The organism is Clostridia bacterium, from assembly GCA_028698525.1.
In the GTDB taxonomy this organism is placed as follows: Bacteria; Bacillota; Clostridia; order JAQVDB01; family JAQVDB01; genus JAQVDB01.
In genome coordinates, this window is sequence record JAQVDB010000021.1 from 20,900 (window position 1) to 34,355 (window position 13,456).

The following is a 13,456-nucleotide window of genomic DNA, read 5'->3' on the forward strand; positions in this document are numbered from 1 at the left end:
TTATAACATAAAAAAATCCGCTTTATAAAAATAAAGCGGAATAATCATCTAAATGTTGGTAAGTTATCCAGATTATCCTCCTTTGTGTCGTTTGGATCACTTCTCAAAAATTCTCTACCATTCTTTGCCCTGCCTACATTTACTCCTTCAATCAAATCTTCCTTTACCATCATAATTGCATCCTCGATAGAGTAAACATTACCATCTTCCAACATTACATCGGTAATATCGCCATCAGGGTTTTTTCTTACCTTTGTTATTTTAGGTTTATACATAATCATAATCCCTCCCCGATTATATTTTCCCGCAATGGACTATGATTATACATCCATCATTTTTATCTTTCATACAAATTATTCCCCATACAATCGATGGCTACCACCACAACGAAATCCTCTACTTGTAACCGGTATATGGCTTCTGGCCCTAAATCAGGATAAGCACAGACATCAGCTTTTTTTATACTCTTGGATATCAATGCACCTGCTCCCCCCACTGCAGCAAAATAAACTGCTTTATTTTTTATCATGGATTGCACTACTTGCTCCGACCTCATACCCTTTCCTATCATGCCTTTTAGGCCTCTGTCTAGAAGCTCCGGGGTATAGGCATCTACCCTCCCACTAGTAGTAGGGCCGGCAGAACCTATTATTTGTCCCGGTTTGGGAGGACAAGGTCCTACATAATATATGATCTGATTTTTAATATCAAAGGGAAGGAGCTGTCCTTTTGCTATACACTCTTGCATTCTCTTGTGAGCTGCATCCCTTCCTGTATATATAGTACCGGAGATAGATACCATATCTCCCGCCTTGAGTGCTGAAACTACTGAGTCATCGATAGGAGTCTCGATTTTTATCGTATCCATATGGTTTTTTCCCTCCCCTTCATCATAATATAGCCTGCTTATGTCTTGCAGAGTGGCATTGTATATTTACTGCTACCGGCAGCCCGGCTATATGTGTAGCAGATGTCTCACAGTGCACAGCAAGAGCAGTAGTACGTCCTCCCAGCCCCTGAGGGCCTATCCCTGTCTTGTTTATCTTCTCCAACAGATAATCTTCTAACTTTTTAATATCAGCATGGGCATTGGAATCTCCTAATCTCCTTATAAGGGATTTTTTAGCCAGATACGCTGCCTTTTCCATGGTTCCTCCCATACCTACCCCTACAATTATAGGGGGACATGGATTGGCCCCTGCCTTTATCACTGTATCTATCACAAACTCCTTTACACCGTCCATACCCTGGGCAGGCTTCAACATTTTCAGCCTGCTCATATTTTCACTTCCAAATCCCTTAGGTGCAACTGTAATCTTTAAGCTATCTCCTTGGACTATATCGGTATGAATTATAGCAGGTGTATTATCCCCTGTATTCACCCTGTTAAAAGGATCTTTCACCACCGACTTTCTTAAGTACCCCTGGGTATATCCCCTGCGTACACCTTCATTTATAGCATCATAAAAACCGCCACCTACTATATGCACATCCTGTCCTAATTCGATAAACACAACTGTCATCCCGGTATCCTGACAAAGGGGCATATTTTGACAAGCTGCATACTCGGCATTTTCAATCAATTGTCTCAAAATGCTTTTGGCAGTATCAGATTCCTCTTTTTGTAAAGCTCGATTGAGAGCCTGTTTCACATCATCCCCTAAATTATAACATGCATCAATACATAGCTCCTTCACCGTTTCAGCTATGATCTCAGTGCTTATCTCCTTCATATTAAATCGCTCACCTCTATTGATATCTTAAATGTAATTATATCATTATATAGAACCATATCCAATTAATAAAAAAGACCTTTTAGGTCTTTTTTTAAAACTTGAACAGATCTTTTACCCTTTCCCAGAATCCTTTTTTTACTTCTTCATTCTGTGGTATCTTTTCTTGTTCATCTCTTTCTATTGGAGGGGTCCTTAATACAAATCTTACCGTTGAATTTTGTTTGTTCCTGGCATCCACAAATGAAGTATAATCCACAGATTTATCCTGATTTAAAAATTCTTCAAACTTTTTTATTCCTTGGTCATTTATCTGATCTAATCCCTCTTGTACATCCTTTTGACCGGCGACAGCCTTACTCATATTGTCAGTTATGCTATCCATGCCGTTGTACAGCTCTTGTGCCCCTTGGGCTGATTCATTTATTGCGGAATGAACATCCTGCCAGCCATTTTCCACATCTTGGGCTCCTTGTTCTAATTGTTCTATGCCCTGTATTAGTTTTCGACCTTCAGCGCCTAAATTGCCCAGTCCGTCGGATATCTGCTCTATCCCTGCCGAGTACTGATCAAATCCCTGTTCTAAAGCCCCGGTGTTTTCCGATATCTGTTTAGCACCCTGGGCAAAGTCTGCATACTTTCGGTTTATCTCCCCAATAGCATCCTTTTCAGCCATTATAGCTTGGAGCAGTTTTGCCTCCATGCTGTCTGAAGGATATGAACCTAATACCAGGGCAGCTAGTTGTACTATCTGTTCATGTGACGACTCAAAGGTTTTAAGTCCTGTCCCCATATCTTGGATACCTGACTCCAGCTTTTTTGCCCCTCCATTCAGCTGGGACAATCCATCGTTTATAGACTTTCCTTTTTGCAAAACCTCTCCTAGAGCACCGTTTAATTCATCGGCTCCCTTTATCAGTTGACTGCTTCCTCCTTTGATTGAGCCTATTCCCTGAGTCAAGCCCTCCAGCCCTTCACCTAATCCATGGGTATTTTTATACAGCGATGACAAGCCTGACGACAACTGGCCGGTACCTGTTCTGATATCCTTCATACCTTGGAGGAGTTTATCATCTCCATGGGATATTTGTCTAAGTCCATCTGCGATATCATCCATCCCGGACTGTAGGGAATCTATATCCTCATCAAAATTTCCCGGTATCGGCATAGACCCGGGTGCCACCTGAAAGGTCATCTCCTCCAAGCAGATATCCTCCCCATCCATTTCTACGGATATTTCCGCATCAGGCTGAGGTACCAGAGCATAATTTATATTCATCTGTTTACCTATCAGTATACTAGTAGTAGCATCTTTGGCATCTATATTTGAAAATCTACTCGTATCAAAGTTCATATTCAACATAACTATTAAAGGATCATCTAATCGGGATTCCACCCTTATATCGATTCTTAATTTTCCATCTTTGCCTGCCAACTCATCAGCATCTAATCTCTTCCCATCAAGATAATAATCTATATTGATATCAAAAGGAAGCCCTTTATCCAAGTTGCCTTGATAATATATCCCTTCTTTTTCAATGATATCAGCAGGCCATATTGTTTTTTCGCCTTCTATTTTAGGTTTTTCATAACCACCTATGTTTTTAATAGAGTTATAGTCACCATATTCAATATGTTCTGCTTGGTCAGACCAACCTTCCAGGTGCACTACTACAGCTGTTTCGTCTGCACTCCCATCACTATTCAAATTTACATACACCGTTTCATTTCTATTTATCTGTGCAGAAGCTGCAGAACAAACAAACAAAAATACAATTAATATAGTTATCGCTATTAACGACTTTTTCTTCATGGAAATCCTCCCATCAATATGATTTTCTATGCCATCTATCCATCAGCGAGTGAGCACCTATTAAAAGACCGGGCAAAAGTACGAATACCGTTCCCATACTTATGAGAGCTCCACGGGCTATCAAAAGTGTAAGCTCACCGGTAGTCTTGATGGCTGTTACAAAATATATAGTTATAGTGGATGCAAACAGGGTCAACGCACTGGTTAACAACGAGGCACCACAATCAGAATAAGTCTTTTGCATAGCCATCAACTTATCTGAATTCTCCAAAGCATTTTCTTTAAACCTGGATGTGAACAATATAGCGTAGTCAACAGAAGCTCCTAACTGGATAGCCCCTATGATTATATATGATACGAAAAACAGGGGGGCACCCATAAAATATGGGATGCTCAAGTTTATCCATATTGCAAACTCTATTACAAATATCAGCAGTATGGGAATTATTATGGATTTAAAAGTAAAAACCAATATTATCCCTATGAATAATATGGATAACATATTTACTTTTTTAAAATCACTCCGTGTGATTTGGGCTAAATCCTTGTATACTGGCGCCTCTCCTGCTACATATATTTCATCAAAATATCCTTCTGCATCCTTTTTTATTTGAGATATAGTGTCTTTAGTAAGCTCTTGCTCCGGCCGGGATACCAAAGTTACAGTAAAATAAGTAAAACCGTTCTCCGAAATAAAATTCTGTTTTAACTGACCAGGCAGGAACATCTCAGGTATATTGCCGTCCGCTAATGAATACATACTGCTTACCATACTCACATTGGGGTATTGTTCTATCAAACCTATAAATTCCTGCTCTTTTACTTTATCTTGATGTGGTACTAATAAATAAAGATCAGTCCCTTTTTGAAAAGTGTCTTCAATCAATTTTGTGGATTTTGCGGAAATAGAAGTATCATGCATGGTGGCAGACGCTGAATATTTGAAATCCAGTTTTGTCTGAGCCATGAATATAGGGAGCGCTATTATTATAGCCAAAATCAAAGTCAGATATCTATGTCTGATAAAAACATTTGCCAAACCTTTAAAATCCGGAATAAAAACCTTGTGTTTATATCTTTCTGTGATTTTATCAAATAAAAGCACAAGACAGGGAAGCAATATTATTATGCAAACTACGCTCAACAACACACCTTTTGCCATGACAAATCCCATATCCTTGCCTATACCGTAATTCATAAAAGTCAACGCTATAAAACCAGCCACTGTAGTAAGAGCACTGGAGAATATAGATGTAAATGACCTTTTTATCGCCTCTACCATAGCATCTTCAGAATTTTTAAACCTTTCTTTTTCCTGATGATAGCGATGGATCAAAAAAATCGAATAATCCATGGATACCCCTAACTGCAATAATGGGGCTGCCGCATGAGTCATATAGGATATCTCGCCCATAAAAATATTGCTTCCCATATTGAGAGCAATGGCCGCCCCTATAGATACCAACAGCAATATAGACTCTATGTATGAGCTGACAGACATAGAAATAATAAACAATATTATCACCAGCGCTATCCCTGTATACATAGGCATTTCTCTATTAGCTGTATTCTGAGTATCTATGGCATAGGCAGCCTCTCCGCCTATATAATACTCGCCGTCTATTATTTTTTTAATCTGTTCAATGGCTTGGTTTGTTTTTTGGTGTGCATTCCCCTCAGCAAATTTTATAATTAAAAGGTTATCTTGCCCTTTATTAAACTGCTCCTTTATATCATCGGGCATAAAGAATTCCGGTTGATACACATCGATAACATCATCCAGCCAAGCAACCTTACTCACACCTTCAATCTTTTCTATATTATTTTTTATATCTAAAATTTCATTTATTTTCTTTTCTCTTATCATTATCATGGCAGAACCTTTGATATCAAATTCACGGCTGAATATTTGATTTGCAATATATGAATCCATATCGGGAGGAAGATACCCGCCCATATCATATTTTATAGATACATTTTTAAGGAAAAAAAGAGAGATTATTGTCAAAATTATAAATAAAACTGTAACAATCTTTTTGTTTTTTACTATAAAATGCGCAAACTTATCCATACTATTAATGCACCCCTAAATAATAAAATAGCCACCAATCGTACATTTCAACTGATCTATTCAAATAGTAATTTCAAACAAATGTTTTAATAGATGTATTGAAAGTATAATACCAAAGATATATAATATTGTCAACGATATGTTTTAAAATCATATAAGTTAGAGGGAGATCTGATTTTAATGGCTGATAACAAATCCACCAGGGAACAAATAATAGAAGCTGCACTTGAAATATTGAGCAAAAAGGCAAGTTTCCAACTGACCACACGTGAAGTAGTAGAAAAAGCTAATGTAAATATAGCTGCAGTCAATTATTATTTTGGTTCAAAGGACAACCTTATAGAGCAAGCTATAGAGTTTCTGCTTAAAAAACTATATGAAATATTAAATGAGATGAAAGATGATTCAGTCCCGCCAAAAAAGAGGCTGTATAACTTTTCTTTCAAGTTTTTAGAGCTCACTGATAAATATCCGGGAATTGTAAAAAATATTGTGAGTACATTGATGTTTGAGGAAAACACATCCGAAAGCATCAAAAAGATGATACCGGAATTTACATCCATAGTATCAGACGTTATAAGACAGCTTTCTCCAAAAGATAGAAAATATCCGGTGGAATATCATACCTCCCAATTCATAGTAAATCTAGTTTTCCCCCAGCTTTTTTATAATTCGTATCCTACACTTTTTAACGATTCAAATGCCAAAAATAAAATAAGGAATGAATATATATCATTCCTTTTGGATAATATTTGAAAACACAAAATCATTTGCACACATCTATCCAAACTGCATCGGTGATTTCAGCAAGCTTGTCCACATCAACTCTAACTGCGGAGTTTGGCGATCCCGCAGCGGGAAACACATAATCATATTGTTTTAAGGATACATCCAAATAAATCTTTAAAGGTTGCTTGAGTCCAAAGGGGCATACTCCTCCTACAGGATGTCCGGTCACCTCTTTTACCTGATCAGGACTCAGCATTTTGGCCTTTGTCTTGAAGGTGTCTTTATATTTTCTGTTATTAATTCTTGCATCCCCTTTTGTTATTACAAGTATATTCTCATCCTTTAAAGCAAACGCCATAGTCTTGGCAATCATTCCAGGCTCTACTCCCAAAGCCTGTGCCGCTAAATCTACAGTTGCAGTGCTTTGTTCAAACTCTATCACTTTAAGGTCTATATTCTTCTCCTCTATCTCTCTTTTTACGCTTTGTATGCTCATTACTATCACCCCTTTTACATTTACAATCTGATAACAAATATTGTATGATATTGCCGATTTTTCGTCAAATTAGTAATCTTTTTAATGCTGCTTTTATTTCAGGTTCAGTAGGTACTACGTTTTTCTCTAGTTCAGGGGAATATGGAATAGGAACATCTAGTCCGCATAATCTTTTTATAGGTGCATCCAGATAGAAGAATGCATCGCTATCTGCTATAACGGCAGCTATTTCTCCACCAAAGCCACCTGTTTGAACTGCTTCGTGTACTATCAACACTCTTCCTGTCTTTTGAACGGATTGTATCACTGTCTCTTTGTCCATTGGGAGCAATGTTCTAATGTCTACTACTTCTACGCTTATTCCTTCTTTCTCAAGGTCTTGTGCTGCTTTTAAGCAGGTAGGTATCATTCTTCCATAGGTTATTATGCTTATGTCTTTGCCTTCTTTTTTTATGTCGGCTTTGCCCAAGGGAACTATGTATTCACCTTCAGGTACCATGCCTTTTTTTCTGTACAGTAATTTTTGTTCAAAAAAGCAGACAGGGTTATCGTCACGTATAGCGGCCTTTAATAATCCCTTTGCGTCATAGGGGGTGGAAGGTACTACTACTTTTAGTCCAGGTATATGGCAAAGCCATGCTTCTAAACTTTGTGAGTGCTGCGCTGCTGCACCGGTACCCGAGCCTGCAGGTGTTCTCATCACCATGGGTACTTTTGCCTTGCCGCCGAACATGTAGCGCATCTTTGCCGCCTGATTTACAATCTGATCCAGTGCTATTGTTATAAAATCGCTAAACATTATTTCTATGATAGGTCGTAAACCTGTAACTGCTGCACCTACTGCACAGCCAGCTATTGCCGCTTCGGATATGGGGGTATCTCTTACACGCTTTTTACCAAACTCCTCTAACATACCGGCAGATACTTCAAACGAACCACCGTACAGACCTACATCTTCACCCATCAGTATGATATCCGGGTCGTTACGCATCTCTTCGCACATCGCTTCTTTTATCGCTTGTGCATATATTATTTCTCTCATAGCAGTTTTCCCTCCTCACTTTTATGCATATACATCGTCGGTTATTGCATCCAATGGTGGATAAGGGCTGTTGTTTGCAAATTCTACTGATACTTCTATTTCCTGGGCTGCCTGTTTTTCTATAGTTTCTAGCTGCTCTTGGGTGAATATCTTTTGTTCCAGCAGCTTTTTTTTCATGAATTTTATAGGATCTTTTTTCTTCCACTGTTCTATTTCTTCTTTTGTACGGTATACGTTGGCATCGCTCTTGGAATGACCGGATATTCTGTAGGTCTTAGATTCTATCAATATGGGACCATTTTGTTTTACATAGGATTTAGCCTCTAGTACTGTGTTGTATACCTCGAATACGTTATTACCATCCACTATCTTGCCAGGTATACCGTATGATTTAGCTCTTTGGGCTATATCTTTTATGTTCATATGGTTTTCTATCGGTATTGACATACCGTATAGGTTGTTTTCACATATGAATATTACCGGCAGTTTCCATATTGATGCTAAATTCAATGATTCGTGAAAGCTGCCTTGATTGGTTGCGCCATCACCAAAAAAGCAGACTACTACTCTGTCTAATTCTTTATACTGAGTAGTCAATGCCGCTCCTACTGCTATAGGTATGCCACCACCTACTATACCATTTCCACCTAAATTGCCTATTTCTAAATCAGCTATGTGCATGGAACCGCCTTTACCCTTGCAATATCCTGTCTGCTTGCCAAACATTTCCGCCATCATCAATTTTACATCTGCACCTTTGCCTATGCAATGTCCATGACCTCTGTGAGTGCTCGTTATTTGATCGTCTTTGTCTAGTGCACAGCATACTCCTATTGCTGTGGCTTCTTCACCTATATACAAATGAGTTGTTCCATGCAGCATCCCCGCAGAAAAGAAGTATTCTAACTTTTTTTCAAAGAGCCTTGTGAGTAACATTTTATAATATATCTCTTCAAGCTTGCCTTTAGGTATATCTATCTTTCCCATTATGATTTTTCACCTCGCATCGTATGCTTTTATTATCTTTTCTATGAAAGCTGAGTAAGAATAACTAAAACTATACAATCTTGCTTATCAAGCAACTATATCATAACTGTAGATACATCAAAGACCTAAATAGTATGATACAAAAAACACCATGAAATATTGCAATAATAAGTGAAAATTGAAAAAAATGATCGAAAAGTGCTTAAAATTCAGGTAGGAGCTGAACTCATAGAAAGAGAGAGTACTTAATAAGGCGCGGAAAAATCCACGCCTTATATTTTTTGATTAAAAAGCTATAATTAGTCCTCCATCATTTGCATACACCGTGCTTATACCTGCAGTCTCGACTATAATAATATCCTTAAAATTATACAGTTTTTTTACCTCTTCCTTGAATTTGATAGCTTTTTCTAAACAATTGCAATGAGCTATTCCAAGGGTCTTGTTCTCCAGATCTTTACCATGTTCACCTATCACCTTAACCAATCTTTTAAATGCTCGATTAGAACCTCTCACACGCTCTAACATGTCTATTTCACCTTTTTCATTTCCTCTCATTATAGGCTTTATAGATAAAAACGATGCCAGTCTTCCTTTTAATAAACTTAACCTACCCGCCTTTATCAGATTTTCTAAAGATTCGAGGACAAAAAAAGTTTTCATTCCTTTTATATATTTCTCTACATTTTTAACAATATTAGAATTGTCATTACCTTTTTTAATTAATTCGGATATTTTCAAGCTTACAAGTGTTTCGCCAACAGAGGCACTCAAAGAATCAAATACATGTATGAATTTATTTTCCATAGTTTCCAATATCATATCTTTAGCCATGACTGCATGATTATAAGTGCTGCTCAATGCAGATGACAGAGTAACGACAAAAACATTGTCCGATTCCTTGTATTCATTTAAAAAATAGTCAGGCGAAGGACTTGCTGTCTTGGGAGAAGTCCAACACTTTTTCATATCCGCTAAAAGTTCAGCCATATCTAAATCCTCATCATCTTTATATGTCTTGTCCCCTAAATGTATCGTTAAAGGAACTATCTTGACATTAGTTTCCTTTTTCACTTCATCGTTGAGGTCACAACAGCTATCTGCAACAATCTTATATTTCATGATTTCAATTCCCCTTCTTAATAGAGTTCCATCAAGTATGACTTGTTGACCGAAAAATCTCTTTTGTTCAGTATAACATAATTTATCAAAATAATTAATAGAAACTCTAACTTTTAAGCTAGAGTTTTTATTTTAATATTTTAAAATTATATCCCTTTGATTTTAAAAATTTTATTATTTCAGGCAGCGCATCCAATGTAGTCTTTTTTGTGGCTGAATCATGCATAAGCACTATAATATTATCCTTGCCTGATGCTGTATCCTTGAGTTTAGATATCAATCTGTCAGGTGGAATATCATGTCCCTCACCGTCTCCACTCAACGCATTCCAATCTATATAAGTATATCCATATTCATTCAAAACTTGTTTGAACGGTTGTTTGTATTTTTCAAAAGATCCTCCTGGAAATCTGAAAAGTCTAGTATTATATTGCTCACCTAATATACTTTTTAATATTTTTTCGGTCTTTTTTAACTCTTGTGTAAAATATTCTCTATCCGAATACAGTTTATTATAATCATGAGAATAGGTATGATTCCCTATAGCATGCCCCCTATTATCAATCTCTTTTATAAGATAGTTATTTTTTCCCGCTTGACAACCTACAACAAAAAATGTAGCTTTAATATCATATTCGTCTAGAATATCTAATACGATAGGGGTCGTTTTAGGACTGGGCCCATCATCAAACGTTAGAAAAGCAGTTTTATCACCGTCTTTACTGAAAGCATCTTCTACTCTTACTTCTATATCACTGACTTCTTCTATATTGCCGTCTTTTCTCGATACTTCTTTTTTCTGTTGTTCAAACAATTCTTTAACATCTTGTTGTTGGACTTTATCTTCTTTTTTTACTTTGTCCCTACTCCGTTGGGGATAAGCCTGCGCTTTAGCCTTTTTTTCTGCCAGATTAGAACCATTATTTTCTGCCAACACTAGGACACTGCTAGCATTAACAGTATTTGATGATTTTGTGCTGAGCTGTTCAATCAAATCTTGGGGACCCATAAATATTACTACAATACCAATCAAAACCAATGGTGTTATTATCAAACATATCTTCCGAGTCATTTTGATGTTCCTTTCATGATTATTAATAGTCTCTATATATTTAATTTACAACTTTTATAGGATAAATGGGTTACATAAAAAGCAAGGATTGGTTACATTTTAGTTACAAAATAATGAACATCAAAGCATTGAATTAATTGATATAACAAGATAGAATGTTGTGTATAGATAAATCATCATAAAATTAGAGCAAGGAGGAACATATTTTGAATTTTGAATTAATGCATCCAGCAGATCAGATAGTAATGATAATGGAAAGAATTTATGGTTATGGTATGACAACAACATCCGGCGGAAATCTATCCATATTGGATGATAATGGTGATATATGGATTACACCTAAAGGCATAGATAAAGGCTCCCTTACCCGTCAAGATATAATTCGAATAAAACAAGATGGAACTATTGATGGAATCCATGAGCCTTCATCAGAACTGCCTTTTCACGAAAGAATCTATCAAAAAAGACCCGATATAAAGGCAGTTATTCATGCTCATCCCCCTGCATTAGTATCCTTCAGCATTATCAGGAAAGTTCCAAACATAAAGCTAATTCCTGACGCTTGCCTGATTTGTGGGGAAATTGGAATAGCTAAATATGCTGTGCCGGGCAGCAAAGAATTAGGTAAAAATATTGCAGCTGAGTTTGAAAAGGGTTACCGTACTGTAATGCTTGAAAACCATGGGGTCGTTGTAGGAAGTGGGGATCTTTTCAAAGCATTTATGGCCTTTGAAACTTTGGATTTTACAGCCAGGCTTGAAATTGAATCCAATAAAATCGGTAAGCCCATTGCCCTTACAGATAAGCAAATTAAAATTTCTAAGCACAAACAAGATATAAAGATGAATGAGTTTATTTCTCAACAATTTAGCAGTGAGGAACGCAATGCAAGACGTGAAATGTGTCAACTGATCCACAGGGCATATAACCAAAAATTATTTACTAGTACCCAAGGCACATTCTCACAAAGATTGGATGATAATTCTTTCCTCATCACCCCTTATGGCATAGATAGAAAATATTTAGATGTATCTGACATTGTAAAGATCAAGGATGGTTGGAAAGAATCAGGCAAAGAACCCAGTAGGTCTGTCATGCTGCATAAAAGTATTTATGAAAAACATCCTGATATTAATTCGGTTATCATCGCCCACCCACCGAATGTGATGACATTTGCAGTGACTGATCAAAGATTCGAGACTAAAACTATACCAGAGAGCTATATCATGCTCAGAAATATACCGAAGCTACCTTTTGGTATAAGTTTTATGCAACCGGAAATGACAGCAGATTCCTTCTCAAGAGAAACACCCATTGTCTTGGTGGAAAACGACTGTATAATTGTAACAGGAGATACTCTTTTAAATGCGTTTGACAGGCTAGAAGTTGCAGAATACAGTGCAAAAGCCATACTTCTAGCATCCTCCATCGGTGAACTTGTGGTCATAAACGATGATGAAATTTCAGATCTAAAAAAGGCTTTTAATTTATAAGCATAAACACAAAAACAACAAAAACAAGCCGGGGGGACGTTTCGTTTGACACAGTTTTTTAAAAAACTGTGTCAAACGAAACGTCCCCCCGGCCTACTTTTTATTTAATCTTTTGTAACTACTATATCGGCTCCGCTGTCAAGAATGTTTTGGATAACAACCTGACCTATTTCTAAAGGACTCTCTATTTCTACTTTCTTCAGCGCATCCATACATTCAAACATCAAATCCTTGGGTATGGGCTTATTGCTCCTGACAGAAACAACTGGCAGATGATAATTTCTGGTCTTTACAGTTGTAGTTAAAATTCTCATAGGATTTAAAAATTCACTTACAGCATATTGCTCTCCTCGTTTACATTTGATTCCAGAGATCTGAACTATTCTTTGTTTATCACCTTTAACTAGAATTTCACATCCTATGGGACAAACAACACAAGTTACCTTTTTCTGTTCCATCATTGTAAGCCCCCTTCAACTACATTTATTTTTATATCCTGTAACACGTCTTTTATTTTTTCTGCCTTCAATTTTATATGTTCCATCTCTCCCGGGTTGGATCTTACCCTTTTTGCTTCAGCTAGGATTTCGCCTCCTGATACAGCTTGTATTTTTATGTTTGTCATAGGTTCCTTAACCCTATAATATATAGTAACATCACTATGTAATTCCTGATAAAATTTTATCCTTTGAGGCACCACATATCTTATCCCCTTTCCGGGTATTATATCGATCTGTCTACAGGGCCGGCCGATTTTGCCTTGGGAATACGAGGCTGCATATTTACCTGCCAGTTGACTTTCAATCGTCACATTGTCAACTAAATCGTTTACATGAACTACATTACCGCAGGCGAATACACCTTTTTTAGTTGTTTGCATCATATTATCAACGATGGG

Annotated in this window: 14 protein-coding genes; 2 read left to right on the top strand and 12 right to left on the bottom strand. The window is 37.0% G+C overall.

Annotated features, from left to right (window positions below; translation table 11 throughout):
* Positions 1-44 precede the first annotated feature (44 nt).
* From PHP06_04545 to PHP06_04565, 5 genes are all read right to left on the bottom strand, one after another.
* Positions 45-278: a DUF3892 domain-containing protein gene (locus PHP06_04545; protein ID MDD3839825.1), complete on the bottom strand. Its 234-nt coding sequence runs from the start codon at positions 276-278 to the stop codon at positions 45-47.
* 59 nt (positions 279-337) lie between these two features.
* Positions 338-910, bottom strand: coding sequence for a Fe-S-containing hydro-lyase (locus PHP06_04550; GenBank protein MDD3839826.1), 573 nt, complete (start codon positions 908-910; stop codon positions 338-340).
* Positions 891-1,733 carry a fumarate hydratase gene (locus tag PHP06_04555; protein MDD3839827.1) on the bottom strand — a complete coding sequence of 281 codons (843 nt, stop codon included), beginning with the start codon at positions 1,731-1,733 and terminating at the stop codon, positions 891-893. The genes PHP06_04550 and PHP06_04555 overlap by 20 nt, the downstream gene beginning before the upstream one ends.
* Positions 1,734-1,827: 94 nt before the next feature.
* On the bottom strand, positions 1,828-3,546 hold the full coding sequence (locus tag PHP06_04560; GenBank protein MDD3839828.1) for a hypothetical protein: 1,719 nt from the start codon (positions 3,544-3,546) through the stop codon (positions 1,828-1,830).
* A gap of 13 nt (positions 3,547-3,559) precedes the next feature.
* Positions 3,560-5,617, bottom strand: a complete 2,058-nt coding sequence (locus tag PHP06_04565; GenBank protein MDD3839829.1) for an efflux RND transporter permease subunit — start codon at positions 5,615-5,617, stop codon at positions 3,560-3,562.
* 180 nt (positions 5,618-5,797) lie between these two features.
* On the opposite strand from PHP06_04565, the gene PHP06_04570 reads away from it, so the two are divergent.
* Entirely contained in the window at positions 5,798-6,373 is a 576-nt protein-coding gene (locus PHP06_04570) for a TetR/AcrR family transcriptional regulator (GenBank protein MDD3839830.1), read from the top strand.
* A gap of 10 nt (positions 6,374-6,383) precedes the next feature.
* On the opposite strand, the gene PHP06_04575 is transcribed toward PHP06_04570, so the two are convergent.
* From PHP06_04575 to PHP06_04595, 5 genes are all read right to left on the bottom strand, one after another.
* Entirely contained in the window at positions 6,384-6,842 is a 459-nt protein-coding gene (locus PHP06_04575; GenBank protein ID MDD3839831.1) for a YbaK/EbsC family protein, read from the bottom strand.
* A gap of 64 nt (positions 6,843-6,906) precedes the next feature.
* A complete protein-coding gene (locus PHP06_04580; GenBank protein MDD3839832.1) occupies positions 6,907-7,884 on the bottom strand; it encodes an alpha-ketoacid dehydrogenase subunit beta in 978 nt (325 codons plus the stop codon).
* Between the two features lie 21 nt (positions 7,885-7,905).
* A complete protein-coding gene (locus tag PHP06_04585; protein ID MDD3839833.1) occupies positions 7,906-8,871 on the bottom strand; it encodes a thiamine pyrophosphate-dependent dehydrogenase E1 component subunit alpha in 966 nt (321 codons plus the stop codon).
* 285 nt (positions 8,872-9,156) lie between these two features.
* Positions 9,157-9,993, bottom strand: coding sequence for a DegV family protein (locus tag PHP06_04590; protein MDD3839834.1), 837 nt, complete (start codon positions 9,991-9,993; stop codon positions 9,157-9,159).
* Between the two features lie 127 nt (positions 9,994-10,120).
* Complete coding sequence (locus PHP06_04595; GenBank protein MDD3839835.1) at positions 10,121-11,065, bottom strand: polysaccharide deacetylase; 945 nt, start codon at positions 11,063-11,065, stop codon at positions 10,121-10,123.
* 206 nt (positions 11,066-11,271) lie between these two features.
* Here PHP06_04595 and PHP06_04600 point away from each other — a divergent pair, with 206 nt between their 5' ends.
* Positions 11,272-12,558 carry a class II aldolase/adducin family protein gene (locus PHP06_04600; GenBank protein MDD3839836.1) on the top strand — a complete coding sequence of 429 codons (1,287 nt, stop codon included), beginning with the start codon at positions 11,272-11,274 and terminating at the stop codon, positions 12,556-12,558.
* A gap of 104 nt (positions 12,559-12,662) precedes the next feature.
* Here the strand turns inward: PHP06_04600 and PHP06_04605 are convergent, their stop codons facing one another.
* Positions 12,663-13,019: a DUF1667 domain-containing protein gene (locus tag PHP06_04605; protein ID MDD3839837.1), complete on the bottom strand. Its 357-nt coding sequence runs from the start codon at positions 13,017-13,019 to the stop codon at positions 12,663-12,665.
* Positions 13,016-13,456 (bottom strand): pyridine nucleotide-disulfide oxidoreductase (locus PHP06_04610; protein MDD3839838.1); only part of this gene is annotated, 441 nt, incomplete at its 5' end. The genes PHP06_04605 and PHP06_04610, both read right to left, overlap by 4 nt.